The sequence below is a fragment of the Streptomyces sp. A01 genome (assembly GCF_059026195.1).
Map to the genome: position 1 here is coordinate 196,086 of NZ_JBWLKN010000010.1, position 26,425 is coordinate 222,510.

A 26,425-nucleotide genomic window follows, 5' to 3' on the forward strand; every position below is an offset into this window, starting at 1 on the left:
GGCGACGGCCAGCCGGTGTGCGCCGGGCGGGCGCCCGCCTGCCCGGCGCGCACCGGCGCCCGGCGCCCGGCGGCTCGCGCCTGCCCGCGCGTACGACAACGGGCCGGGCCCCTGGGAAATCCCAGGGGCCCGGCCCGTGATACCGCCGACGACTCGCGCCGCGCTTAGTTGTCGTCCTCGTCGATGAGGAACCCGCGCATCGGGCTCGGCGCCTGCTGCATCGGCTGCGGGCCCTGGGGCCGCACCGGTGCCATCGGCTGGGTCATCGCCGGGGACATCTGCTGCTGGCCACCGTAGGACGGCGCGTTGCCGCCCTGGCTGTGGCCGCCCATGCCCTGGTTTCCGCCCATGGTGTGACCGCCGCCGCCCATGGCGCTCGCACCGGCCGAAGCCATCGAACCGCTCATCGAGGGGGAAGCGGGCAGCGAAGCGGTCGCCGGGGTGCGCGGCGGGGCCAGCGAGTCGTCGGCCTGGTTCTCCAGCTGGCGCAGCTGGCTCTCCAGGTACGACTTCAACCGGGTGCGGTACTCGCGCTCGAAGCCGCGCAGGTCCTCGACCTTGCGCTCCAGCGTGGCGCGGGCGGACTCCAGCGAGCCCATCGCTACGCGGTGCTTCTCCTGCGCGTCCCGCTCCAGGGCGTCGGCCTTGGCTCGGGCGTCGCGCTCCAGACCCTCGGCGCGGCTGCGGGCCTCGCCGACGATCTTGTTGGCCTCGGAGCGGGCCTCAGCGATCGCCTGGTCGGCGGTCTGCTGCGCGAGCGAGAGCACACGGGCCGCGCTGTCGCCGCCGGGTCCCTGACCCTGCTGCGGCAGCTGGGGGCCGGGGCCACCCATCGGGCCGCCCATCGGACCACCCATGGGGCCGTTTTGCCCCATCGGTCCGTTCTGCCCCATCGGGCCGGGACCGTTCTGACCCATCGGTCCGTTCTGTCCCATCGGACCCGGACCGTTCTGGCCCATCGGGCCGGGGCCGTGCGGGCCCTGCTGGCCGTGTCCGCCGGGGCCGGCAGGCAGCTGCGGCGCGCCGCCGGGCAACTGGGGCGGTCCGCCCATCTGTTGCTGCTGCGGCGGGACCGGCTGCGGTCCTGATATGGCAGCGGGCACCGGCGCCCCGGGCCGATCCTGCGGCTCCTGCTTGCGCATGCCCTGCTGCTGCTGGTTCTGCGCGGCGGCACGCGTGGCGGCGGCCAGCTTGGCGCGCAGGTCCTCGTTCTCGCGGAGCAGACGGGTCAGTTCCGCTTCGACCTCATCGAGGAAGGCATCGACCTCGTCCTCGTCATAGCCTTCTCGGAGGCGGACGGTCGTGAACTGCTTGTTCCGCACGTCCTCGGGGGTCAACGGCATCTCTTCTTCACCTCAACGTAGTCGTCGGCAATCGGCAAGACCGTATCGTTCACAGCTGGCTCACGACGGTGATCAGGATGTAGACGATGATCATCAGTACGAAGAAGGACAGGTCGAGCGCCACGCCCCCGAGACGCAGCGGCGGAATGAACCGCCGCAGAAGCTTGAGTGGCGGATCAGTGACAGTGTAGGTGGCCTCCAGGACCACCACCATCGCCTTGCCGGGTTGCCATGAGCGGGCGAACTGGAAGACGTAGTCCATCACCAGCCGGAAGATCAGTACGACCAGGAAAACCAACAGCGCGACGTGGATCACGTCCAGTGCGATGCTCATCCCCGCGCGTCCCTCTCCCCTTGCTCATACTCGGCCTCGCGGCCGTCAATTGCCTGGTGTTGCGTCTCAGCTCTGGTTGAAGAACCCGCCCTCTGCGATACGGGCCTTGTCCTCCGCCGTGACATCGACGTTAGCAGGCGACAACAGGAACACCTTCTGAGTCACCCGTTCAATACTTCCGTGCAGACCGAAGACTAGACCGGCGGCGAAGTCGACAAGTCGCTTCGCGTCAGTGTCATCCATCTCAGTGAGGTTCATGATCACGGGAGTGCCCTCGCGGAAGTGTTCCCCGATGGTACGGGCCTCGTTGTAGGTGCGAGGGTGCAGCGTGGTGATGCGGTACGGCTCCCGCTCGGACACGACCTTGGGCATGATCACCGGTGAGTTCTTCTCCAGGCTCTGACGTTCGGGTGTGATAGACGCCACGGGTGCGATTCGCGCGGGTCGTCCGGTTTCCGCTACGAGCGGAGCGGGTTCACGCTGTGCGGGCGGGTGGACAACTCGCACCGATTCGTCCCGCTCTGGCCGTGGTTCGGTCGGTGGCTGGTGTTGCCGCCGGGCACGCTCCGGCTCCGGCTCGGGCTCGAAGTCATCGTCGGGGTCGAATCCCCGGCCGTCGTACCCATCGTCCTCCACGAGGCCGAGGTAGACCGCCATCTTGCGCATAGCGCCGGCCATTCTCTGCGTCCTCCGCTCTGTGGTGGATCGGTTCCGCCACCAGATGCCTTGAATCCACGTGGCCTGCCCACCTCTTGGTGGGATTGACCATATTTTCTACTGTGGTCCGACTTGTTTGGCGACGTTACCCGAGCCGGGGTCGGACTCCGAGTACCGCAGTGCCGACGCGTACATGTGTCGCCCCTGCGGCCACAGCCTCTTCAAGGTCCGAGCTCATCCCTGCGGAGACCATGTTGGCAGCCGGATGGGCCACGCGCAGGCTGGATGAGATTTCCATCAGCCGCTCGAAAGCCGCTCGCCTGCTCGCCGCGTAGGGGCCCGCGAGCGGAGCCACCGTCATCAGCCCGCGCAGTCGCAGCCCTTCGGCAGCGGCCACCGCGTCGGCCAGCTCGGCGACGTCGGCCGGAGCCACACCGCCCCTGCCGCCCGTGTCCCCCGACTCGGCGTCAAGAGCCACTTGCAGCAGGCAGTCAAGCTCACGTCCGGCGCGGACCACGGCGGTCGAGAGCGCGTCAACCAATCGTTTCCGGTCAACTGACTGCACGAGGTCAGCGTAACTGGCCACAGAACGAACCTTGTTCGTTTGCAATTGTCCCACGAAGTGCCATTTGAGCGGCAGATCCGCGCAATCCGCCACCTTGGGTGCGGCATCCTGGTCACGGTTCTCCGCGACCTCGCGTACGCCGAGCTCGCACAGCAGCCGGACATCGCTCGCGGGGTAGGTCTTGGTGACCACGATGAGCGTCACCTCCGACCGCTTCCGCCCCGCGGCCGCGCAGGCGGCGGCGATGCGCTCCTCCACGCGGGCGAGGTTGTCCGCCAGTTCCGTCCTGCGGTCCGTCATGACGCGCTCTCCCCACCTGCGGCGGGGGTGCCGCCAAGCCAGACATAGCTCGCGAGGCGTCCTGTCGTACGCTCGCGACGGTACGAGAAGTGATCCGCCGACTCCAGCGTGCAGACGGCGGAAGGCGCCGCCATACGGACGCCGAGCCGGGCCAGTTGGGCGCGTACCCCCTCGGTCACATCGACCGCCGGAGTGCCCCAGCTGGTGGTCGACCACGCCTCGGGCACCACGGCGGCGACCTCGGAGCGCATCGCCTCGGGCACCTCGTAGCAGCGGCCGCAGACCGAGGGGCCCACGCGCGCCAGGATGCGGGCCGGTTCGGCGCCGAGTGCCACCATCGCCTCGACGGTCGCCGGAACGACCCCAGCGACCAGTCCGGGACGTCCCGCGTGCGCCGCTCCCGCCACACCCGCGACCGGGTCGGCGAACAGGACCGGGGTGCAGTCCGCGGTGAGCACGGCGAGCGCGAGGCCCTGGCGGGCCGTCACCACGCCGTCGGTGGCGGGGACCTCCCGCTCGCCCCAGGGCCCGTCGACGACGGCCACCTCGCGGCCGTGGACCTGTCGCATCCAGACGACCTGGCCCGCGTCAAGCCCCAGAGCGGCGGCTGTGCGCTCCCGGTTGGCGGCTACCGCCGCCGGGTCGTCGCCGACGGCCCCTCCCAGGTTGAGCCGGTCATACGGAGCGGCGCTCACCCCGCCCCACCGGTCGGTGAAGGCGAAGTGGGCGCCGCTCGCGTGGTCGCGCTGTCCTATCACTGTGTGTCGTTCGCTTCAGTCGTGCTCATAGGTGTCGGCTACTTCAAGAAGTCGGGCACGTCGAGCTCTTCGGCCTGGCTGTCCTGGTACGGACGGGCCGGGGGCACCTGCGGCGAACCGGCGGGCGGCGGCGGGACCTCGGCGACGGGCGACGGGTCGGTCTCGATCGGCTCGTCCTCACGCGGGGTGACACTGCCGAGGCCACCGAAGCTCGGCCGGGGCTCCGCCGGGGCGGCGGGGCGACTGGCCGGACTCGCGGGCGGAGCGCTCTCGTCGCGGTTGTAGGAGCCGAGCACCTTGTCCCGGCTGCCCTTGGCCGGGGGCTGGCCCCCGTCGAAACCGGCGGCGATGACGGTGACCCTGACCTCGTCACCGAGCGCGTCGTCGATGACCGCGCCGAAGATGATGTTGGCCTCCGGGTGCGCGGCCTCGCTCACGAGCTGCGCGGCCTCGTTGATCTCGAAGAGGCCGAGGTCGGAGCCGCCCGAGATGGACAGCAGCACGCCCCTGGCGCCGTCGATGGACGCCTCAAGGAGCGGCGAGGAGATCGCCATCTCGGCGGCGGCCACCGCGCGGTCGTCGCCGCGGGCCGAGCCGATGCCCATGAGCGCCGAACCCGCCTCGGACATCACGGACTTCACGTCCGCGAAGTCCAGGTTGATCAGGCCGGGGGTGGTGATGAGGTCGGTGATGCCCTGAACACCGGACAGCAGCACCTGGTCGGCGGACTTGAACGCGTCAAGCACACTCACCTGGCGGTCCGAGATGGACAGCAGCCGGTCGTTCGGGATGACGATGAGGGTGTCGACGTTCTCCCGCAGGCCCGCGATGCCGTCTTCCGCCTGGTTGGCGCGGCGGCGGCCCTCGAAGGTGAACGGGCGGGTGACCACACCGATCGTCAGGGCCCCGAGCGACCGGGCGATGTTGGCGACCACGGGGGCGCCACCGGTGCCGGTGCCGCCGCCCTCGCCCGCGGTGACGAAGACCATGTCGGCCCCCTTGAGGACCTCCTCGATCTCCTCGCGGTGGTCCTCCGCCGCCTTGCGGCCGACGTCAGGGTTGGCGCCCGCGCCGAGGCCACGGGTGAGTTCACGGCCGACGTCGAGCTTGACGTCGGCGTCGCTCATCAGCAGGGCCTGCGCATCGGTGTTGATCGCGATGAACTCGACGCCCTTGAGCCCGACCTCGATCATCCGGTTGATGGCGTTCACGCCACCGCCGCCGATGCCGACGACCTTGATGACTGCGAGGTAGTTCTGCGGTGCTGCCACGTCGAAGGCCTCTCGCCTCGATTTACGTGTCGCCGCCCGCTGTTGCAGCGGAGCGTCGACGGATGCCGATGGGGCGGTCCTCATTGCCGACCCGAACCCTAACGCTGAAGTTTAGGGTTACCAGTGCCTCTGTTCTCTGGAGTCTTCGGAACAGGACACTAAGTCGACAAGTGGGGCGCGTTCAACGAACACGCCGAACCTCCCGTTTTTCTTTTCACCCTATGTGATCACCCATGGCCGTAGCCAGCCAGGGGGTTGGCCTGGCCCCCTTGGCGTCAACCCGTCTCAAATCCCGGTCTTTCGCCCGACACAGCCGGGGCACTCGGCGCACTCACGTCGAAGCGCTCCGCCCCGCGCTCCGCTTTCATCAGCGCGGTGAGCGCCCTGGCCTTCGTCTGCCCCAGTTCCGAGCTGCCCCACATGACCGTTCGCCCGCCGGTCAGCTCAAGGGTGATGGAGTCATAGGAGCGTACGCGGACCACACGGGTCTCCGCCCGCACCCTGGCCGGAAGGCGTGCCGCCACTTCGACCGCTTCCTCACGAAGCCGGTCCGCACCGAATCGCCGCAAACTCGGCGAGCGTTCCGCTTCCATTTCCAGCAGGGGAATCCCCTTGGGCGGGCGGGGAACGGTGGCGAAACGCACACCCTCAATGTCCATTTCGATGAACTTTCCGCCCTCTTTCAGCAGAAGTTCCGGCTGACGCTCAGTCACTTTCAGACTGATGGTGTCCGGCCAGGACCGCTCGACGTCCACGGAAGCGATCCGGGGCAGCCGGTCACGGAGCCGCTTCTCGATCCCGTCGGTGTCCACCGAGATCAGCGGGGAGTCGAGGGGCACCGCCGCGGCGGTGCGTACCTCCTCCGCTTCCAGCTCTCCGGTGCCCGAGATTTTCACCCGCTCGACGCGCAGCCAAGTGGAGCCGTAGAGCAGCCAGGCGCCGCCTCCGCCGAGCAGTGCGGCCACGAGGGCGGCCACCACCAGCGTGCGGCGCCTGGGGCGCCGCAGCCTGCGCCGCGCCCGCTGAGGGGGCGGGCCGGACGACGTCGAACGGTTCTCACGGCGCTCGCTGCCGCGCTGGGCGGTCGTCGGTCCGGCCACGCTCCCTCTCGCCTCCTGCTCTGGGGCCGCTACCCGGCCCTGCGGGCGGCGATCGCCTCGTACACCATGCCGACGAGGAGTTCGTCGGCGTCCCTGCGGCCGAACTCGGCGGCCGCCCGGGACATCTCGTACAGCCGGTGCGGGTCGCCGAGCACGGGCAGCACATTGCCCTGGACCCACTCGGGCGTCAGCTCGGCGTCGTCGATGAGCAGTCCGCCGCCCGCCTTCACCAGCGGCTGGGCGTTGAGCCGCTGTTCACCGTTGCCGATCGGCAGCGGAACGAACACGGCCGGCAGCCCCACAGCGGAGAGCTCGGCGACGGTCATGGCACCCGCGCGGCAGAGCATCATGTCGGCCGCCGCGTACGCGAGGTCCATCCGGTCCACGTACGGTACCGGGATGTAGGGCGGCATACCCGGCATGTTGTCCACGCGCGGCATTTCGTTCTTCGGGCCGACCGCGTGCAGGATCTGGATTCCCGCGCGCTGCAGGAACGGCGCGACGGCCTGGACGACCTCGTTCAGCCTGCGCGCTCCCTGCGATCCGCCCGAGACGAGCAGCGTCGGCAGGTTGGGGTCGAGGCCGAAGGCGGCGCGGGCCTCGGGCCGCACCCGGGCCCGGTCCAGGGTCGCGATGGAGCGGCGCAGCGGGATGCCCACGTAGTGCGCGTTGCGCAGCTTGCTGTCCGGCGTGCTGACAGCGACGAACTTGGCGTACCGCGATCCGATCTTGTTGGCGAGGCCGGGTCGCGCGTTGGCCTCGTGGACGATGATCGGCACACCGAGGCGCTTGGCCGCGAGGTAGCCGGGCAGGGCGACGTAGCCGCCGAAGCCCACGACGCAGTCCGCCTTGGTGCGTTCCAGGATCTGCTCGGCCGCCTTGATGGTGCCGCGCAGCCGTCCCGGGACGGTGATCAGTTCTGGTGTGGGCTTGCGAGGCAGCGGCACGGCCGGGATGAGCCCCAGTTCGTAGCCCCGCTCGGGCACGAGCCGGGTTTCCAGGCCCTTCTCCGTTCCGAGCGCTGTGATCCCTACGGTCGGGTCCTGCCTGCGCAGGGCGTCCGCGAGGGCGAGCGCGGGCTCGATGTGGCCGGCGGTCCCCCCACCGGCGAGTACGACATGCACCGAAATTCACCGCTCTCCGGACGGACGCTTCTTGACGCGCCGTCTCATCGTCTTCCATCTCACCCCAGGCTGCCGCATGGCCAACGCCGCTCGGGCACCGGGTTCCGCACGCGCGAAGGCGATCAGCAGGCCGATGGCGAACATGGTCGGCAGCAGAGCTGAACCTCCGTAGGAGAACAGCGGCAGGGGGACTCCGGCGATCGGCAGCAGACCGAGCACCGCACCGATATTGATCACGGCCTGAGCCGTGATCCAGGTGGTCACACCTCCCGCGGCAAACCTCACGAAGGGGTCCTCCGTGCGTCCGGCCACGCGGATACCCGCATAGCCTAGAGCCGCGAAGAGGGCGAGCACTGACAGTGTCCCCGCCAGACCGAGTTCCTCGCCGGTGATGGCGAAGATGAAGTCCGTGTGCGGCTCGGGGAGTTCACCCCATTTTTCCATACTGGCGCCGAGTCCGGAACCGAACCATCCGCCGTTGGCAAGGGCGTAGATGCCGTGGACCGCCTGCCAGCACTGGTCGTCCGTGCCGGGATCGGTGGCTCCGATGCAGGCCAGCCGCGACATGCGGTTGGGGCTGGTCCTGATGAGGATGAGGCCGATGACGCCCGCGAAGGCGAGTACCCCGGCGAACAGCCGGGTCGGCGCACCGGCCAGCCACAGCAGGCCGAAAAGCACCGCTGTGAGGATGATCGCCGTCCCCATGTCGCCGCCGAGCATGATCAGGCCGAGCAGCACGAAGGCGGCGGGGACCAGCGGCACCAGCAGGTGTTTCCACTGGGTGAGAAGTTTCTTGTCGTCCTTGCGGGCCAGCAGGTCGGCGCCCCACAGCACGAGCGCCAGCTTGCCGAACTCACTGGGCTGAAGCTGGAACGGGCCTCCGAGCGCGATCCAGTTCTGGTTGCCGTTGACCGCCACTCCTATCCCCGGCACCTGGACCAGGCACATCAGGAACAGGGAACCGGCCAGCAGCGGGTAGGCCAGCGCGCGGTGCAGCTTGATGGGCATCCGGGCGGCCGCGAACATCAGCAGCCCGCCGATGAGGGCGGCGAGCAGCTGCTTGCGGAAGAAGAAGGACGGTGCGAGCCCGGACTGCAACGCTTTGATCTGGGAGGCCGAGTAGACCATCACCAGACCGAGCACGGTGATCAGCACGCTGCCGCCGAGGATCAGGTAGTACGCGGTGAGCGGCCGGTCCCAGGCGCGGCGCGCCCGCGCGCGCAGCTGCGCGAGCCCCGCGAGCGGGCTGCCGTGCGGCGGGCGCGGTGGTCGCGGCGCGCGGCCCGTGGGGCCACGGCGCGCCGGTTCGCCGACGCGGGCGGCGCGCGCGGCGGGACGCCCGCGCGGGGCGGGCGCGGAGCCGCGAGGGGCGCGGTCGCCCGGGGCCCGGGAGGGCGTCGGGCGCGCGGTGGCCGCGCCCGCGCGAGGCCGTCCGGCGCGCAGGGGCCCACGGGCGGCGGGGCGCGCGGGGTCGTCGGCCATCATCTCGGTGTCCCCTCCACTGTGTGCTGCGCCGTGGTCCGTGGCGCGGGGACCTGCGGCTAGTCGTTGGCGGCTCGGCCAGCGGCCAGCTCACGTACCGCCTCGGCGAAGGCCTCACCGCGCTTGATGTAGTTGGTGAACATATCCATCGAGGCGCAGGCGGGGGCCAGCAGTACGGTGTCCCCCGGTCCGGCGAGCCGCGCGGCCTCCTGGACCGCCGCCGACATCGCCCCAGTGTCCGTCCGTTCGAGGTCCACGACAGGGACCTGCGGGGCGTGTCGCGTCAGCGCTTCCCTGATCAGCTCCCGGTCGGCGCCGATCAGGACGACGCCGCGCAGCCGACCCGCCGAGGCGGCGACCAGCTCGTCGAACGTGGCGCCCTTGGCGAGGCCGCCCGCGATCCACACGATGTGCTGATAGGACGCCAACGACGCCTGCGCGGCGTGGGTGTTGGTCGCCTTGGAGTCATCGACGTACGCCACCTGGCGCACAGCCGCGATGTGCTCGATGCGGTGCGGCTCGGGCCGGAAGGCGCGCAGCCCGTCGCGTACGGCCGCGGCCGGGACGCCGAAGGCGCGGGCGAGCCCGGCGGCGGCGAGCGCGTTGGCGACGTTGTGCGGGGCGGCCTGGCCCGACGGCGGCGCGAGGTCGGCGACCTCGGCGAGCTCCTGGGCCTGGCGCTGCCGGTTCTCCACGAAGGCACGGTCGACGAGGATGCCGTCGACCACGCCGAGCTGGGAGGGCCCGGGAGGGCCGAGGGTGAAGCCGATGGCGCGGCAGCCCTCCTCGACGTCCGCCTCCCGTACCAGCGCCTCGGTCGCCGGGTCGGCCACGTTGTAGACGCAGGCGACCTGGTTGCCCTGGTAGATCCGGCCCTTGTCGGCGGCGTACGCCTCCATCGAGCCGTGCCAGTCGAGGTGGTCGGGGGCGAGGTTGAGCACGGTGGCGGAGTGGGCGCGCAGCGAAGGCGCCCAGTGCAGCTGGTAGCTGGAGAGTTCGACGGCGAGGACGTCGTACGGCTCCTCGCCGAGGACGACGTCGAAGAGCGAGACGCCGATGTTGCCGACGGCGGCGGTGCGCAACCCGGCGGCCTCAAGGATCGCGGCGAGCATCCGGACCGTCGTGGTCTTGCCGTTGGTGCCGGTGACGGCGAGCCAGGGCGCCGCGTTCTCGCCCCGGAGCCGCCAGGCGATCTCCACGTCTCCGACGACCTCGACGCCCGCCGCGGCCGCGGCCGCGAACAGCGGGCTGTCCGGCTTCCAGCCGGGCGTGGTGACGACGAGTTCGGTGCCCTCGGGGAGGGTGTCACCGTCGCCGAGGCGGACCGTGACGCCCAGGGCCTCCAGTTCGGCGGCCTCGGCGCGCTGCCGCTCGCCGTCGCTGCCGTTGACGACGGTCACGGTGGCCCCGAGGCCCCGCAGCACGCGTGCCGCGGGGACCCCTGAGACGCCGAGACCGGCGACGGTGATGTGCCGTCCGGCGTACGCGTCTGTCACTTCGTTGCCGCCCAGCCCGCGTAGAAGACACCGAGTCCGACGATCACGCACATGCCCTGGATGATCCAGAATCTGACCACCACCAGCACTTCGCTCCAGCCTTTCAGCTCGAAGTGATGCTGGAGTGGCGCCATGCGGAAGACGCGCTTCCCGGTCATCCGGAAGGAGCCGACCTGGATGACGACGGACATCGTGATGAGCACGAACAGGCCGCCGAGCAGGGCCAGCAGCATCTCGGTGCGGGAGCAGATCGCGAGCCCGGCGAGCGCGCCGCCGAGTGCGAGCGAGCCGGTGTCTCCCATGAAGATCTTCGCCGGGGAGGTGTTCCACCACAGGAAGCCGAAGCAGGCGCCCATCAGCGCGGAGGCCACGATCGCCAGGTCGAGCGGGTCGCGCACCTCGTAGCAGGCGGAGCCCGCGGTCGGCATGTTGGCGCAGGACTCCTGGTACTGCCAGACACCGATGAAGGTGTACGCGCCGAAGACCATCACCGAGGCGCCGGTGGCGAGGCCGTCGAGGCCGTCGGTGAGGTTCACGCCGTTGGACATCGCCAGGATCATGAACAGGGCCCAGATCACGAAGATCACCGGGCCGATCTCCCAGCCGAAGTCCTGTGTGAAGGACAGCCGGTCGGAAGCCGGGGTCTGGCCCCTGGCGTCGGCGAAGTTGAGCGAGAGGATCGCGAAGCCGATGCCGACGATGAGCTGGCCGGCCATCTTGGCCTTGGCGCGAAGACCCAGGCTGCGCTGCTTGACGATCTTGATGTAGTCGTCGAGGAAGCCGACCAGGCCCATGCCCGTGAACAGGAAGAGCACCAGCACGCCGGAGAACGTCGGCTCGCTGGAGGTGATGACCTTCGTCAGGCCGTACGCGATGAGCGTGGCCAGGATGAACGCGATGCCGCCCATGGTGGGCGTACCGCGCTTGCCGTGGTGGCCGCGCGGGCCATCGTCACGGATGAACTGGCCGTAACCCTTCTTGGCCAGCAGCTTGATCAGCAGGGGGGTGCCGACCAAGGTCAGGAAGAGTCCGATCACTCCGGAGAAGAGGATCTGCTTCATCAGCCAGCGACCTCGCCCTCGGCAGCCCCAGCGCCCGGTTCCCTCAGCAGTTCCTGCGCGACCTGCTCCAGGCCGACCGACCTGGAAGCCTTCACCAGTGCGATGTCTCCCGGGCGCAACTCTCTGCGCAATAGATCGACCGCCGCCCGCGCGTCGGACACGTGCACCGACTCCTCACCCCACGAACCCTCGTTCTTGGCGCCCATGTCGAGCCAGGCGGCCTCCTGGCCACCGACTGCCACGAGCTTGCTGACGTTGAGCCGGACGGCCAGCCGTCCGACCGCGTCGTGCTCGGCGAGTGACTCCTCGCCGAGTTCGGCCATCTGACCGAGCACCGCCCACGTGCGCCCCCCTTGTGCCTTGGTGGCTGAGCCCATCGCGACGAGCGCGCGCAGCGCTGCTCGCATGGAGTCGGGGTTCGCGTTGTAGGCGTCGTTGACGATCGTCACGCCGTCCGCGCGCTCGGTGACCTCCATCCGCCAGCGGGAGAGCTGTCCCGCCTCGGAGAGCGCCTTCGCGATCTCGTCTGCGGGCATGCCCAACGCGTGAGCGACGGCGGCCGCGGCGAGCGCGTTCGACACGTGGTGCTCACCGTACAGGCGCATGGTCACGTCACCGCACCCGGTGGGTGTGTGAAGGGTAAAGGCGGGCTGACCTTGGTCGGTAAGCCGGACATTCTCGGCGCGTACGTCCGCGTCAGCGGCCTCGCCGAACAGCAGCACGCGCGCCGTGGTGCGGGATGCCATGGCCCGTACGAACGGGTCGTCAGCGTTGAGCACGGCGATTCCGCCCGCTTCGGCGGACGGCAGGACCTCCACGAGTTCGCCCTTGGCCTCGGCGATCTGCTCGCGGCCGCCGAACTCGCCGATGTGCGCGGTGCCGACGTTGAGGACCACGCCGATGCCGGGCGGGGTGAGCTCGGCGAGGTAGCGGATGTGGCCGATGCCGCGCGCACCCATCTCCAGCACCAGGTGCCGTGTGGTGTCGTCGGCGCGCAAGGCGGTGATCGGCATGCCGATCTCGTTGTTGAACGAGCCGGGCGTCCACACGGTCGGGCCGACACGCTCAAGCAGCTGCGCGATCAGGTCCTTGGTACTGGTCTTGCCCGCCGAGCCGGTGAGGCCGACGACGCGGGCGCCGAGCCGTTCGACGACGGCGCGGGCGAGGGCGCCGAGCGCGGCGACCACGTCGTCCACGACGATGGCCGGTACGCCGACGGGCCGGGTGGCCAGCACGGCCGTGGCGCCCGCGGCAACCGCGCGCTCTGCGAAGTCGTGCCCGTCGACCCGTTCACCGGCGAAGGCGGCGAACAGGCTGCCCTGCCGCACCTCGCGGGAGTCGATGACGACGGGTCCGGTGATCCGCTGCTGGAGGTCCGGTATGTCGTGCGGCTGCCCGCCGACGATGCCGGTGACCTCGGCGAGGGACAGGGAGATCACAGGTCACCTCTGGCGGTCGGGGTGAGCTGCCTGCTGGAGGTGGAGGCTGTTGCGCGCATGGCGGTCGGTCATCCCTGATCGTCGTGTTGCTGCGTACGAGGAGCGCTGGGCGCTTCGGATGGTGCGTCGGTGGAATGCTCGGAGTCGGCGCCCGCGGTCCGCCGGGACGCCTCGATGGCCTCGCGCAGCACCTGCCGGTCGTCGAAGGCGCGTACGACCCCGGCGATGTCCTGGCCTTGTTCGTGGCCCTTGCCCGCGATGATGACCGCGTCACCGGGCTCGGCGCGCGCGACGGCGGCGGCGATGGCGGCGGCGCGCTCCTCTTCGAGGAGCACCGTGCCGCGCTCGTGTGCGGGCACCTCGGCGGCACCGGAGAGCATCGCGGCGAGAATGGCCAGCGGGTCCTCCGAGCGCGGGTTGTCCGAGGTGAGCACGGCGGTGTCGGCGAGCCGGGCCAGTGCGGCGCCCATCGCCTGGCGCTTGTGCGGGTCACGGTCGCCACCGCAGCCGAGGACGGCGTGCACCCGGCCGTCGGTGACCTTGCGCAGGGCGCGCAGGACCGATTCGACGGCGTCGGGCTTGTGCGCGTAGTCGACGACCGCGAGGTAGGGCTGGCCCGCGTCGACCCGCTCAAGGCGGCCGGGCACCCCGGGGACGGTGGCCACGCCGTCCGCCGCGGTCTGCGGGTCGATGCCGGCGACGACGAGCGCGGTGATCGCGGCGAGCGCGTTGGCGACGTTGAACGGTCCCGGCAGCGGGGCCGCGGCCCGTACGGACTGCCCGTCAGGGCCGAGCGCGAGGAACGTCGAGCCGAGCGGGCCGACCTCGACCTCGCCGGCCCGCCAGTGGGCGTCCGGGTGGCCTTCGGCGGAGAACGTGGTGACGGGGACCTCGGCCTCGGCCGCGAGCCGCTGCCCGAACTCGTCGTCGTAGTTGATGACGGCGGCCTTGCTGCGGGCCTTGGTGAACAGCTGCGCCTTCGCCCGGTAGTAGTCCTCCATGTCCGGGTGGAAGTCGAGATGTTCAGGGCTGAGGTTGTTGAAGACGGCGACGTCGAAGACGCAGCCGTCGACCCGGCCGAGGACCAGCGCGTGGCTGGAGACCTCCATGGCGACCGAGCGCGCGCCGCGCTCGCGCATCACGGCGAACAGCGCCTGGAGGTCGGTCGCCTCGGGGGTGGTGCGCTCCGACTTCATGCGCACGTCGCCGATGCGCGTCTCGACGGTCCCGATGAGGCCGGTGATGCCGCCGCCGCTCTTCTCGGCGGCGGCCCGCAGGCCGCCCTCCATCAGATACGCGGTGGTCGTCTTGCCCGAAGTCCCGGTGATGCCGATCTGCAGCAGGTCGCGGCCGGGCTCGCCGTAGATGGTGGCCGCCAGCGCGCCCATCCGGGCGCGCGGGTCCGCCACCACGAGGACGGGCAGACCGGCGGCGGCCGCGCGGTCGGCACCCGCCGGGTCGGTCAGCGCGGCGACGGCACCGAGACCGGCGGCTTGCGCGGCGAAGTCGGCACCGTGGAAGCGCGCTCCGGGCAGTGCGGCGTAGATGTCCCCCGGGCGCACCGCACGGGAGTCGTGGGTGATGCCGGTGACGTGAGCGCTCTCCTTGGCTTCCGCCGCGGCCTCGACACCCAGCTGACCGGCCAGCTCCGCGAGGGGGGTGGGGCGGACCTGGGTGGGGCGGGGCGCTCCCGGGTATTCCGGGGTGGCGTCCTTCTGGGTGGTTTGTGACTGATCAGCGTGTGGCACGGCGGTGAGCGTACCGGGCGTATGGGGTCCGCCGCGAAGTGAGGGGCGCGTCTGTGCGCGGTTCCAGCGATCCGGCGTGATCGTGGTCACGACTGCCCCCGCTCACTCTCCGGGCTCGTACGACACGGGCAGCCTCGGCGCCCGCTCGCCGGTCGGGGCCACGCGCAGGGTCTTCAGCGCGAACTCCATGACCTGCTTGTACACCGGGCCGCACACCTGACCGCCGAAGTAGCTGCCCTTGGTCGGGTTCTGGACGGCGCAGTAGACGGTCACGCGTGGCTTGTCGGCGGGCGCGAAACCCGCGAAGGAGGCGGTGTAGCCGTGGTAGCGGCCGGTCGCGGGATCTACCCGGTTGGACGTACCGGTCTTGCCGGCGACGCGGTATCCCGGGATCTTCGCCTTCGCTCCGGTGCCCTCCTCGTTGTCGACGACGGACTCCAGCATCTGGGCCAGGGTCTTGGCCGTCTTCTGGCTGACGACCCGGGTGCGCTCCGGTTCAGGCGCCGGTGTGAAGCGCCCGTCGGGGCCCTTGGTACCGCGCACCAGCGTCGGCGTGACCCGCTCGCCGCCGCCGGCGATCGTCGAGTACACGGACGCCGCCTGGACGGCGTTGAGCGACAGGCCCTGCCCGAACGGGATCGTGTACTGCTGCGAGGCGCTCCAGTCCCCCGGCTTGGCCAGGATGCCCGGGGTCTCGCCGGGGAAGCCGAGCCCCGTGGGCTTGCCAAGACCGAATTTCCGCAGGTACGAGTAGAGGATCTCGTTGGACTTCGGCTGTGTCCTGCCCAGTTGCTCGGTCGCCAGGATGGTGCCGATGTTGCTGGACTTCGCGAGCACGCCGTTGAGCGTGAGATGCCAGGTGGGGTGGTCGATGTCGTCGGCGAACGCCCGGCCGGCGCGCGGCAGCCGGTTGGGCACCTCGACATGGGTGTCCGGCGTGGCGGCGCCCTCCTCCAGCACGGCGGCCAGCGACATCAGCTTGCTGGTGCTGCCCGGCTCGTACGCGTCGGTGAGCGCGGCGTTGCCCAGTGCCTCGGGGTCGGCCTTCGAGATGTCCCCCGGGTCGAACCCCGGCGCGTTCGCCATCGCCAGGATCTCGCCGGTCCGGGTGTCCTGGACGACGACGTAACCACGGTCCGCCTTGGACTTCGCGACCTGCTTGGAGATCGCGTTCTGCGCGGCCCACTGCACGTCGCGGTCGATGGTCAGCTCCACGTCGGCACCGGGCACCGCGGGCTGCTCCTTGACGTCCGCCGTGGGCACCTGACGGCCGCCGGACTGGGCGTACACCCGCTTGCCGTCCTTGCCTTCGAGCTTCTTGTTCAGCAGCTGCTCGACACCGGCGCCGCCCTTGCCCTGCGAGTCGACGAAGCCCAGTATCCCGGCCGCGAGCGGGCCGTTCGGGTAGACCCGCTTGGTGTGCGCCTCACGGTTGACCCCCGCCAGCACGTTGACGCCCTTGCCCTTGGCCTCCTTGTCGGCGAGCGCGCTCTTGAGGTCCTTGATCTGGTTCCACACCTGCGGCGTCTGCTGCCGGGCGAGGACGACGTACTTCGACTTGGGGTTCATGCTGAGCCGCTTCTCCAGCACCTCCTCGCCGACCCCGAGGATCGGCGAGAGCAGCCTGGCGGCCTGTTCGGGCGCGTCACCGGCTTTCGTCCGGTCGCGGGTGAGGAGGTCGGGAGCGGCGGTGATGTCGTACGCGTCCACGGTGGTCGCCAGGTCCACGCCGCCCCGGTCGGTGATGGACCCGCGCTCGGCGGCCAGCGTGACCGGGATGTACCGGTTGACGTTGGCCTTCGACGCGTACGCGTTGGCGTCCACCGCCTGCACCTGGAGCAGCCGGATGACGAAGGCCAGCATCACCAGCGTGAGCCCCAGGCTGACCAGCCGCAGCCGCGGCCGCGGGCTGCCCAGCCGCAGCGGTCCGGCACTGCCGGTGCGGGGCTGGCGGGGGCGCTCGGCGGGGCCCCGGCGGGAGGTGCCCTCGGCCCGCCGCGTCACGGCACGAGCCCGGTCGCGGCGCCCGCCCCGGCCGCCTGCCGGGTACTGGTCGTCGCCGAGGTCGCGGTGGCGGTCGTGGTCGAGGCCGTGGTCGTGGTCGTGGTCATGGTCATGGTCGTGGTCGAGGTCGAGGTCGTGGCTCCGGTCGTGGTCGCGGTTCCCGGCTCCGTCCCGGCCGGTGGCCTGGTCGGGGCCCCGACGGTCGGCGCCGGGGCGCGCTTCGCCGCGCGGGTGGACGACGCCGCGCGGGCGCGCCCCTTCGTCGGCGCCCGCGTCACGGCCACGGCGCCCCGAGTCCCGGGCCCGCCCCTCCGCACGCTGGCGCGCCTGAGCGGCGGCGCGCCGCCGCTCGGCGTCGGCGGGGCTGTCCGCGCGCGAGCGCCCCGGCCCGCGCGGCGGCTGACCGGACTCCCGCCGCTCTCCGGAGGCTGAGCCGGGGCCGGGGCGGCCTGTGGCGGGGCTGCGGCCGTCGCCCGGGGGGCGCTGCCCCGCGCCGGGCTCGTCCGCGCGCCGGGACCGGGCGGAGCCCCGGAAGCGGCTCTCGGGCCCGGGACGCTCCACGTCGCTACGGGGCGCGGCGCCCCGTGGCCGGGCGCCGCCCCGCGGTGTGCCGTCCCCGGAGCGCGGCTGGCGGCCGTCGGGGCGCGGCTGGTCGTCCTGGCGGGAGCGCGGCGCGTCGCCGGGGCGACCGGTGGCGGGACGGCCCGGCGCTGGGCGGCCGGGGCCTCGCGGGGGCACTCCGTCTCGGGCGGCGCGGGCGTCACGAGCCTCGCGGGCGGCGCGCCTGTCGCTCTGGTTGCTTCCGTCGCGCCGATCGCTCGCGTCGCTACCACCCCGTCCCTCGCGGCCGTCGCGTCCGTCTCGTGGCCTCCGCTCGCTTCGGCCTGGGCCATCGACCCGGCGGTCGCCACTGCGGTCACCTCGGTCGGCACCGCGCGGGCGCACGGGACCGGGCTCGCGCCGGTCCCCGGCGTCGCGTGAACTCCTCGGCTGCCTGGGTCCTCTGGGCTCCGCCGGGTCTCCGGGGCTTCGCGGCTCCCGGGAGTCCCGGGGTTCCCTGGAGCCCCGGAAGTCCCGCCGGTCCCTCGGCTCCTTGGCACTTCCGGGTTCGCGGGGTTCACGAGGTTCGCGGCGTTCACGAGGTTCCCGTGCGTCCCGCCGCTCTCCGGGCTCGCGCGGGTCTCTGGGCTCCCGGCCGGTCACGTCCGGCCTCCCCCGGGGACATCAGCCACGGCGTCGTGGGCGCTCACGCCGCGCGGTGCCGCGTCCCGTCGTGGTGGGCCCGGGGGCCGTGCCCCGTGGAAGTACGGCACAACGTCACCTGCCGGGGGTCGGGATGGGGATCGTGGGCGTACGGGCGGCCGACCCGGCCGCCTGGTCGGCGGGAGCGTGGGGCGGGGCACCGGGGACCATGGAGGGCTGGACCTGCGGCTGGATCTGCGGCACCGGGGCGCCCGAGGCGCGCGGGCCGGACACCGGTGGCGGCGTCCCGGCAGCGGCCGGAGGCGTTCCGGTGGGCGGCGTTCCGGGCGGCGTGGCGAACGGGCCGGTGGTGGGCACGGCGGACGGCCCGGCGGCAGGAGGCTGCGGCGTCCCGGTCGACGAGGCGCCGGACGGCGGGGTTCCAGACGGCGGCCGGGACGGCTCGGGCGCGCTCTGTACCGACGGTTCGCCCGTCGCCGGTGCGGGCACGCCGCGCACCGTACCGTCCGGGTCGAGGAACGCCGGGCTGCCACCGGGCACCAGGCCCAGTTCACTCGCTCTTCGCTCCAGCGTGTCCGGCTGCGAGAGCTCGTCCACCTCTTGTTGAAGGGCCTGCCGCTCATCCGTCAGGTCGGTGGTCTGGCGTTCCAGCCTGGTGAGTTCGAACGATCCCTGGTTGAGCGAGGAGTTGAGCAGCAGCAGCGCGATCAGCCCCGACGACAGCAGCACTACGACGAGCAGTACGAAGGGCGCACGCCGCGCGGTCGCCGTTCCCCCGTGACCCGCGGGCCGCAGCCTGGCGAGCCGGGGGACGCGGTCGCGGCGCCCGCCGCCACTCACGCCGTCTCCTCGCGAACACGCTGAGCGCCGCGCAGCCGGGCCGGGGCGGCGCGCCGGTTCTCGGCGATCTCCGCTTCGGTGGGCAGTTCGGCGCCACGCGTCAGCAGCTTCAGCCGTGGCTGGTACTGCTCGGGAACGACGGGCAGGCCAGGCGGGGCCGTGTTCGCCGCCCCGGCCGCGAAGACCTGCTTGACCATGCGGTCTTCGAGCGAGTGGTACGAGAGGACCGCGATCCTGCCGCCGACGGCGAGGGTGGACACGGCGGCGGGAATGGCGCGTTCGAGGACCTGGAGCTCGGCGTTGACCTCGATGCGCAGCGCCTGGAAGGTGCGCTTGGCGGGGTTTCCCCCGGTGCGCTTGGCGGCCTGCGGCAGCGCGTCGCGGATCAGCTCGACGAGGCGGGCGCTCATCCGGAACGGTTCCCTCTCCCGCTCGCGCACCACCGCCTCCACGATCTTGCGGGCGAACTTCTCCTCGCCGTAGGTCCGCAGCACCCGTACCAGCTCGCCCGGCGGATAGGTGTTCAGCACCTCGGCGGCGCTGATTCCCGTCGTCTGGTCCATCCGCATGTCCAGCGGCGCGTCCTGCGCGTAGGCAAAGCCGCGGTCGGCCTCGTCCAGCTGCATGGAGGAGACGCCGAGGTCGAAGAGGATGCCCTGGACCCGGGCGATGCCGAGCCGCTCCAGCACCTGCGGCAGCTCGTCGTAGACGGCGTGCACGAGGGTCGCCCGGTCCCCGTAGGGGGCGAGGCGCTCACCGGCGAGCCGCAGGGCCGCCTGGTCGCGGTCGAGGGCGACGAGCCGGGCCGCGGGGAAGGTGGCGAGCAGCGCCTCACTGTGCCCTCCGAGTCCGAGCGTGCAGTCGACGACCACCGCCCCCGGCTCGGCGAGAGCGGGAGCGAGCAGATCCAGACAGCGCTGGAGCATGACGGGAACGTGGAGAGCGTTGCTGCTCATGCGCCCTTCCAGGAAGAGTGACGGCGGGCGCGTGCCGCCGGGTCCCCGCCCGCTCGCTGAAGGGGAAGTGGCCTACTGGCGCCGGGGAAGTGACGTCAGGCGGCCGGGAGCGGGAGGAGGCCGAGTGGCACGTACACGCCGCGCACGCGGGAGATTCGATCGATTCAAGGGGAGCGCCACGTCTCCCACTTCGCGTCACTTTAGTCCACTCGACTCCGCGGTCAACCAACTGGCCAGCGCGTCCCGCTTCCATTCGATCCGGCCTCCTTCACCCGTACGGAGCAGCGAGATTTCCCCCTGTGGGTTACCTCACAACGTGCCATGTTGACCGCCTTTGCCCGACCCCGCAGGCAGCGCCGCCCATCAGCGGCGACTACGGTCAAGCCATGTCGACATCCGCGTCTGCGCCGCTGCCCCAGTCCAACGACAGCGACAGTCCCGTTCCGGGCACGGTGACCGATTCCCTCGTCCAGGCCAACAGGGCGTACGCCGCCGAATTCGCCGACCCCGGCATGGATGCCCGTCCGGTGCGCCGTGTGGCGATCGTCGCCTGCATGGACGCCCGCCTCGACCTCCACGCCGCGCTCGGTCTTGAGCTGGGCGACTGCCACACCATCCGCAACGCGGGCGGCGTGGTGACCGACGACATCATCCGGTCGCTGACCATCAGCCAGCGGGCGCTCGGCACGCGCAGCGTGGTGCTGATCCATCACACGGAGTGCGGTCTGCTGACTCTCACCGAGGACTTCCGGCACGAGATCGAGGCTGAGGTCGGGCAGCGTCCCGCGTGGGCGGTCGAGGCGTTCAAGGACCTCGACCAGGATGTGCGGCAGTCGATGCAGCGGGTGCGCACCTCGCCGTTCCTGCCCCACACCGATGACGTGCGCGGTTTCATCTTCGACGTGACGACGGGTCTGCTGCGGGAGATCAGCCCGCGGAGCTGAGCGGGTCAGGCCCGCCGCCCGCCCGACCATCACGGCGGGCCCGGCCGCCGTGCCCGGCACCGAGGCACGCGGGCTGCCATCCGCCGGTCACCGGGCGACCGCACCAGCACCGCGAAGGCGTACAAGCGGCACAGAATCAGCAGCGCCAAACCCGCCACAAAACGGCAGGCCAGGCATTTCGCCCGCAGTTATCCACAGGCGAGTGACGGGAAGCCGCAATGGCGGCAAGAATGCGTACGTGCCACCACCCCCCGCCACCATGGGCGTGCGGTGTCGGTGTTTGGGGTGGGCCGGTCCGCACAGTGGATTCGGCCAGGGAACGGGCCGAGGAGGGCCGGGTGACGACCTATGACGAACGAGCGAGCCTCAGCGATCTGACCACCACAGCGGATCGGGTCCGCAGATCCGTGGAGGACGTGATCGAGGGCAAGCCCGAGGTCGTACGGCTCTCGCTGACTGTGCTGCTCGCCGAGGGGCATCTGCTGATCGAGGACGTGCCGGGGGTGGGCAAGACCATGCTCGCCAAGGCGCTCGCCCGGTCGATCGACTGCTCGGTGCGGCGCATTCAGTTCACGCCGGATCTGCTCCCGTCGGATATCACCGGCGTGAGCGTCTACGACCAGCAGCGCAAGGACTTCGAGTTCAAGCCGGGGGCGATCTTCGCGCAGATCGTCATCGGCGACGAGATCAACCGCGCCTCGCCCAAGACCCAGTCCGCGCTGCTGGAGTCGATGGAGGAGCGGCAGGTGACCATGGACGGGCAGACGTATGAGCTGCCCAGCCCCTTCATGGTCGTCGCCACGCAGAACCCGGTCGAGATGGAAGGCACGTATCCGCTGCCCGAGGCGCAGCGTGACCGCTTCATGGCGCGGGTGTCGATGGGGTATCCCCATCCGGAGGCCGAACTCCAGATGCTGGACGTGCACGGCGGTGTCTCGCCGCTGGACGACATGCGGCCGGTCGCGCACGCCCACGAGATCATCAAGCTGGTCGACGCGGTGCGGACCGTGCACGTCGCCGAGCCGGTGCGGCGGTACGCGGTCGAGCTGGTCGGCGCGACCCGGCACCACCCGGAGCTGCGGCTCGGCGCGTCACCGCGCGCGACGCTGCACCTGGTGCGCGCGGCGAAGGCCGCCGCGGCCCTGAGCGGCCGGGAGTACGTGCTGCCCGACGACCTCCAGGCCCTGGCCGTCCCGGTGCTGGCGCACCGGCTGCTGCCGACCGCGCAGGCGCAGCTGAACCGCCGCACGGCGGAGCAGGTCGTCTCGGAGATCCTGCACCGCACGCCCGTGCCCTCGCCGTACGGCCAGCAGCCTCCGGGCGCCCGGAGGCTGTGATGTCCGGCGGGGCGATGCCTACGGAAAGTGACCCCGGGGTGAGCGGCGCGCGGGCGGCGCTCGCCGGGCTGACGACGCGGGGCAGGTCCTTCCTCGCCGCCGGGGTCGCCGCGGCGGTGTGCAGCCTCGTGCTGGGCCAGGCGGATCTGCTGCGGGTCGGACTGCTGCTGGCCGCGCTGCCGCTGGTGTGCGTCATCGTCGTCTACCGCACCCGGTACCGGGTCGCTGGCAACCGGCGGCTTGAGCCGGGCCGGGTGCCCGCGGGCTCCGAGGCCCGCGTGCACCTGCGGGTCGACAACGTCTCCCGGCTGCCCACGGGCGTGCTGATGCTCCAGGACCGGGTGCCGTACGTGCTCGGACCGCGGCCGCGGTTCGTGCTGGACCGGGTGGAGCCCGGCGGGCGACGCGAGGTCTCCTACCGGGTCCGCTCCGATCTGCGCGGACGCTATCCGCTCGGCCCGCTTCAACTGCGGCTGACCGACCCCTTCGGCATGTGCGAGCTGACCCGGGCCTTCAGCAGCTACGACACGCTGACGGTGGTGCCCAGGGCCGAGTCGCTGCCGCCGGTCCAGCTCTCGGGCGAGGCCGCCGGGTACGGCGACGGACGGCAGCGCTCGCTGGCGCTCGCCGGTGAGGACGACGTGATCCCGCGCGGCTACCGCCATGGCGACGACCTGCGCCGGGTGCACTGGCGCTCCACCGCGCGCTACGGCGAGCTGATGGTCCGCCGGGAGGAGCAGCCACGGCGGGCCCGGTGCACGGTGCTGCTCGACACCCGCCGCATCGCCCACCAGGGCGCCGGGCCCGACTCGGCCTTCGAATGGGCGGTCTCGGGCGCGGCCTCAGCGGCGGTGCATCTGCTGGAGCGCGGCTACTCGGTGCGGCTGCTGACCGACACCGGCAGTTCGGTGCCGGGCATGGACGCGGCGGGCGGCTACACGGGGTCCCACGACTCGGCGGACACCGCCGGGCTGATGCTCGACGCCCTGGCGACCGTGGAGCACTCCGACGGCATCGGGCTCTCCCCCGCCTACGACGTGCTGCGCGGCGGCAATGAGGGGCTGCTGATCGCCTTCCTCGGCGAACTCGACGAGGAGCAGGCGGAACTGGTCTCCCGGATGCGCCACCGCAGCGGCGTGGCGGTGGCGTTCGTCCTGGACAGCGGTGCCTGGACGCGAGGCATGCGGGGGGTGCGGACCCAGTGGTTCGAACAGCGCTTGCAGGTGCTGCGGGACGCGGGCTGGGCCGCGCTGCCGGTCGCCCCCGGGGCTCCGCTGCCGGACCTGTGGCGGCAGGCGGACCACTTCCGCGCGCAGGCCGGTGGCAACTCGGCGGCGGGCGGCGCCTACGGAAGCTGGGCGTGAGCGGGTGATGAGGCATGAGGTGTAGAGACGCGGATGACGTACTGGGTGTAGGCGACGTACTGGGTGTAGGCGGGGGCACTTCGATGAACGGGGACCAGGGATGAGTGGAAGCGCGCGACTCGCGCTGTGCGCGGCGCTGGCCACCCTGGCGGCGAGCTGCGCCATGCTGCCGCTCGTCCGTTCGTCCGGCTGGCTCGTGCAGGCCGCGGTCCTGCTCGCGATCCAGACCGGGGCGGGGGTGCTCGCCCGCCGCGTCCCGCTGGCGCGGCCGCTCACGATCGCCGCGCAGGCCGTGCTGACACTGCTGCTGCTGACGCTCACCTTCGCGCGCGACCACGCGATCGCCGGGGTGCTGCCCAGCCCGGCCGTCTTCCGCGAACTGGGCCGACTGCTGTCGGAGGGCACCGACGACGTCGCGCAGTTCGCCATCCCGGCGCCCGGCACGACCGGCATCAAGCTGTTGCTGGTCGGCGGGGTCCTGCTGATCGGCCTGTGGGTGGACGCGCTCGCTGTGACCTTCCGCAGCGCCGCGCCCGCCGGGCTGCCGCTACTCGCCCTGTTCTCGATCGCCGCCGGGCTGTCCGACGGCGGATCGGACTGGCTGTGGTTCCTGGTCGCCGCGGTCGGCTATCTCGTCCTGCTGCTGGCCGAGGGCAGGGACCGGCTCTCCCAGTGGGGCCGGGTGTTCAGTGGCGGAGTCCGGCAGCCGATGTCCTCCGGTCTTGACGCGGCGGGCGGCGGCGCGTCGTCGGCCCCGGCCCGCGCGGGCCGCCGCATCAGCGTGCTGGCGCTGGGCATCGCGCTCGCCGTGCCGGCCCTTCTGCCGTCCTTGGACGGCGGGCTGCTCGACGACCAGAACGGCGGCGTCGGCGGTCAGGGCGGCAAGGGCGGCACCATCTCAGCGGTGAACCCGCTGGTGTCCCTGCAGAACAGCCTCAACCAGCCCGAGGACAAGGAGGTGCTGCGCTACCGCACCTCCACCGGCAGCACCCAGGACATGTATCTGCGTATCGTCGCGCTCGACAAGTTCGACGGCACGGCATGGAAGCCGTCCGAGCGGCAGGTGGAGGACGTACCGGAGCCGCTGCCCGCCCCGCCCGGCCTGACCTCGGGCGTCAACACGGACGCGGTGGACACGGTGATCACGGCCGCCGACTGGTACGCGCAGAACTGGCTGCCGCTCCCGTATCCCGCCTCCCGGGTCAAGATCGACGGGCGCTGGCGCTTCGAGCCGGAGGGCCGCACGATCGTCGGCGACCGCGGGCAGAACACCCGCGGCGCGCAGTACGAGGTGTCCAGCCTGATCGTCCAGCCGGACGCGGAACAGCTCGCCTCCGCCCCGCCTCCCCCGTCAAAGCTGCGGCGCGAGTACACCCAGGTGCCCGACTCCCTGCCGCCGGTCGTCGCCCGCACCGCGAAGCAGGTGACCAGCGGCGCGAACAACGCCTACGAACAGGCCGTCAAGCTCCAGGACTGGTTCTCGCTGGAAGGCGGGTTCCGCTACGACACGCAGGTGGAAGCCGGCAGCGGCTCCAAGGCCATCGCCAAGTTCCTTGAGCAGCGCGAGGGCTTCTGCGTCCATTTCTCGTTCTCCATGGCGGCGATGGCCAGGACGCTGGGCATACCGGCACGGGTGGCGGTCGGCTTCACTCCGGGCGCCGCACAGGCGGACGGCTCGATGTCGGTCGGCCTGAAGGACGCGCATGCCTGGCCCGAGCTGTACTTCGAGGGTGTCGGATGGACCCGTTTCGAGCCGACCCCCAGCCGTGGCACCCAGCCCGACTACACCGTGGAGCAGATCCCCTCGGGAGGCGACCCCTCGTCCCCGGCGCCGAAGCCGAGCGCGTCAGAGAAGCCGTCGGCGCGGCCGTCGCCGTCGGACAGCTGCACCGCCGAGATGAAGAAGCTCGGCGAGTGCGGCGGTCCCGCCGCGCACGAGCCGGACAAGGACGACGAGGACAGCGGTCCGCCCTGGAAGAAGATCGGGCTCATCGGCGGAGGGGTGTCGCTGGCGCTGGTGCTCCCGATGCTGCCCATGCTGTGGAGACAGCGGGCCCGGTCCCGGCGACTGGGCGAGTCGGCGGGGAGGACACCAGCGGCGGCCGCCGACCGCACGGTGGCGGCGTGGCATGAGCTGATCGACTCCGGGTGGGACTACGGCATTCTGCCGGACGACTCGCTCACCCCCCGCAAGGCGGCGGCGCGGATCGTCCGCATCGGGGAGCTGGACGGGCCGCCCGCTGAGGCGACGCACCGGGTGGCGGCGGCGGTCGAGGAGACGTGGTACGCGCCGCAGCCCCGGCCCGCCATGGGGCTGGCGGGCGATGTGCGGCTGGCGTCGAACGGGCTGCGGGACACGGCCGGAAAGGTGGCCCGTGCACGGGCCCTCTTCGCACCGCGGTCGGCTGCTCGGGTCGTATGGGAATCCTCGCGGCGCTGGTCCGCGCAGACCGAGCGGTGGCGCGGCTCCGCCTGGCAGCGGCGGCTCAGCGGCCTGCGATGGCCAAGCAGGCAGCGCGGCTGACGCACGACGGCACGGCCGCTCGCCATGGGCACAGTCGGCGCAGCTGACGGCAGTCGGCGGCGCCGACTGTGTCCAGCCGTCGGGTCGCAAGGACGCGCCGTCGTACAGCCGAGCCATGGTGCGGCCGTGCGGCTGGCGACCCCAGGGGAAGCAGTCCTGGCACAGCGCGGGGATGTGCCTCGTCAGCGCGAGGAGCTGCGCGGCCTGCCACGCGACGTACCCACGGTCCGCGACGCACGGACAGCGGCTCCCCCCCAGCATGACCCGCCGGACACGACCCAGCTGCTCCGGCGCTACGGGCGGGCGGGGCGGTCCACGAGGAGTACGGCTGAGCACGACGCGGCGGGTGCCTCCGGATGGCCGAATCCGCCCCGTTTCGCGGTCGTCCGGGTGGTGGGGCGGCCAAGAGGAAGATGCGCCGAACGAAAAAGCTGTGGGTGGGGGCACCGCCAAGAAGGCGACGCTCCCACCCACAGCTGTCAGCGCAAGCAGAAAAACAGGTCAAGCACAGTCAGCGAGAAATCCGGTCGGCTGTCCCTGCCAGCGTCGGCACCTGCTCACTCCGCCTCCGCATG

General features: G+C 71.7%; 20 protein-coding genes. 4 read left to right on the forward strand and 16 right to left on the reverse strand.

Annotation, left to right across the window (positions count from 1 at the left end):
• Window positions 1-164: 164 nt before the first annotated feature.
• From AC5P1B_RS16200 to rsmH, 16 genes are all read right to left on the reverse strand, one after another.
• On the reverse strand, window positions 165-1,343 hold the full coding sequence (locus AC5P1B_RS16200) for a DivIVA domain-containing protein (RefSeq protein WP_493887833.1): 1,179 nt from the start codon (window positions 1,341-1,343) through the stop codon (window positions 165-167).
• A gap of 49 nt (window positions 1,344-1,392) precedes the next feature.
• Complete coding sequence (locus AC5P1B_RS16205) at window positions 1,393-1,677, reverse strand: YggT family protein (protein WP_493887834.1); 285 nt, start codon at window positions 1,675-1,677, stop codon at window positions 1,393-1,395.
• Between the two features lie 66 nt (window positions 1,678-1,743).
• Window positions 1,744-2,355, reverse strand: coding sequence for a cell division protein SepF (locus AC5P1B_RS16210; RefSeq protein WP_493887835.1), 612 nt, complete (start codon window positions 2,353-2,355; stop codon window positions 1,744-1,746).
• A gap of 124 nt (window positions 2,356-2,479) precedes the next feature.
• Window positions 2,480-3,199 (reverse strand): YggS family pyridoxal phosphate-dependent enzyme, encoded by a 720-nt coding sequence (locus tag AC5P1B_RS16215; RefSeq protein WP_493887837.1) that lies wholly within the window; start codon window positions 3,197-3,199, stop codon window positions 2,480-2,482.
• Window positions 3,196-3,957, reverse strand: a complete 762-nt coding sequence (gene pgeF / locus AC5P1B_RS16220) for a peptidoglycan editing factor PgeF (protein WP_493887838.1) — start codon at window positions 3,955-3,957, stop codon at window positions 3,196-3,198. The genes AC5P1B_RS16215 and pgeF overlap by 4 nt, the downstream gene beginning before the upstream one ends.
• A 38-nt stretch (window positions 3,958-3,995) precedes the next feature.
• Entirely contained in the window at window positions 3,996-5,228 is a 1,233-nt protein-coding gene (gene ftsZ, locus AC5P1B_RS16225) for a cell division protein FtsZ (RefSeq protein ID WP_493887840.1), read from the reverse strand.
• Window positions 5,229-5,503: 275 nt separating this feature from the next.
• Window positions 5,504-6,328, reverse strand: coding sequence for a cell division protein FtsQ/DivIB (locus tag AC5P1B_RS16230; RefSeq protein WP_493887842.1), 825 nt, complete (start codon window positions 6,326-6,328; stop codon window positions 5,504-5,506).
• A gap of 29 nt (window positions 6,329-6,357) precedes the next feature.
• The gene (gene murG / locus AC5P1B_RS16235; protein WP_493887843.1) at window positions 6,358-7,452 is read right to left on the reverse strand and encodes an undecaprenyldiphospho-muramoylpentapeptide beta-N-acetylglucosaminyltransferase; all 1,095 of its coding nucleotides are present in this window, start codon (window positions 7,450-7,452) and stop codon (window positions 6,358-6,360) included.
• Between the two features lie 6 nt (window positions 7,453-7,458).
• On the reverse strand, window positions 7,459-8,937 hold the full coding sequence (gene ftsW / locus AC5P1B_RS16240) for a putative lipid II flippase FtsW (RefSeq protein ID WP_493887844.1): 1,479 nt from the start codon (window positions 8,935-8,937) through the stop codon (window positions 7,459-7,461).
• Window positions 8,938-8,993: 56 nt separating this feature from the next.
• Window positions 8,994-10,430: a UDP-N-acetylmuramoyl-L-alanine--D-glutamate ligase gene (murD, locus tag AC5P1B_RS16245; RefSeq protein WP_493887845.1), complete on the reverse strand. Its 1,437-nt coding sequence runs from the start codon at window positions 10,428-10,430 to the stop codon at window positions 8,994-8,996.
• Window positions 10,427-11,491 (reverse strand): phospho-N-acetylmuramoyl-pentapeptide-transferase, encoded by a 1,065-nt coding sequence (gene mraY, locus AC5P1B_RS16250; protein ID WP_493887847.1) that lies wholly within the window; start codon window positions 11,489-11,491, stop codon window positions 10,427-10,429. Before mraY ends, murD begins: the two co-directional genes overlap by 4 nt.
• Window positions 11,491-12,930: a UDP-N-acetylmuramoyl-tripeptide--D-alanyl-D-alanine ligase gene (locus tag AC5P1B_RS16255; protein WP_493887848.1), complete on the reverse strand. Its 1,440-nt coding sequence runs from the start codon at window positions 12,928-12,930 to the stop codon at window positions 11,491-11,493. Before AC5P1B_RS16255 ends, mraY begins: the two co-directional genes overlap by 1 nt.
• 68 nt (window positions 12,931-12,998) lie before the next feature.
• Window positions 12,999-14,768 (reverse strand): UDP-N-acetylmuramoyl-L-alanyl-D-glutamate--2,6-diaminopimelate ligase, encoded by a 1,770-nt coding sequence (locus AC5P1B_RS16260; RefSeq protein WP_493887849.1) that lies wholly within the window; start codon window positions 14,766-14,768, stop codon window positions 12,999-13,001.
• A 12-nt stretch (window positions 14,769-14,780) separates the two neighbouring features.
• The gene (locus AC5P1B_RS16265; protein WP_493887937.1) at window positions 14,781-16,682 is read right to left on the reverse strand and encodes a peptidoglycan D,D-transpeptidase FtsI family protein; all 1,902 of its coding nucleotides are present in this window, start codon (window positions 16,680-16,682) and stop codon (window positions 14,781-14,783) included.
• A gap of 1,317 nt (window positions 16,683-17,999) precedes the next feature.
• On the reverse strand, window positions 18,000-18,725 hold the full coding sequence (ftsL, locus tag AC5P1B_RS16270; protein ID WP_493887850.1) for a cell division protein FtsL: 726 nt from the start codon (window positions 18,723-18,725) through the stop codon (window positions 18,000-18,002).
• On the reverse strand, window positions 18,722-19,681 hold the full coding sequence (gene rsmH / locus AC5P1B_RS16275; RefSeq protein ID WP_493887852.1) for a 16S rRNA (cytosine(1402)-N(4))-methyltransferase RsmH: 960 nt from the start codon (window positions 19,679-19,681) through the stop codon (window positions 18,722-18,724). The genes ftsL and rsmH overlap by 4 nt, the downstream gene beginning before the upstream one ends.
• 386 nt (window positions 19,682-20,067) lie before the next feature.
• Between rsmH and AC5P1B_RS16280 the strand changes: the two genes are divergently transcribed.
• From AC5P1B_RS16280 to AC5P1B_RS16295, 4 genes are all read left to right on the forward strand, one after another.
• Window positions 20,068-20,625 (forward strand): beta-class carbonic anhydrase, encoded by a 558-nt coding sequence (locus tag AC5P1B_RS16280; RefSeq protein ID WP_493887853.1) that lies wholly within the window; start codon window positions 20,068-20,070, stop codon window positions 20,623-20,625.
• 338 nt (window positions 20,626-20,963) lie between these two features.
• The gene (locus AC5P1B_RS16285) at window positions 20,964-21,962 is read left to right on the forward strand and encodes an AAA family ATPase (protein WP_493887854.1); all 999 of its coding nucleotides are present in this window, start codon (window positions 20,964-20,966) and stop codon (window positions 21,960-21,962) included.
• 14 nt (window positions 21,963-21,976) lie between these two features.
• Window positions 21,977-23,326 carry a DUF58 domain-containing protein gene (locus AC5P1B_RS16290; RefSeq protein WP_493887855.1) on the forward strand — a complete coding sequence of 450 codons (1,350 nt, stop codon included), beginning with the start codon at window positions 21,977-21,979 and terminating at the stop codon, window positions 23,324-23,326.
• Window positions 23,327-23,426: 100 nt separating this feature from the next.
• On the forward strand, window positions 23,427-25,850 hold the full coding sequence (locus AC5P1B_RS16295) for a transglutaminase TgpA family protein (RefSeq protein ID WP_493887856.1): 2,424 nt from the start codon (window positions 23,427-23,429) through the stop codon (window positions 25,848-25,850).
• Window positions 25,851-26,425: the final 575 nt, after the last annotated feature.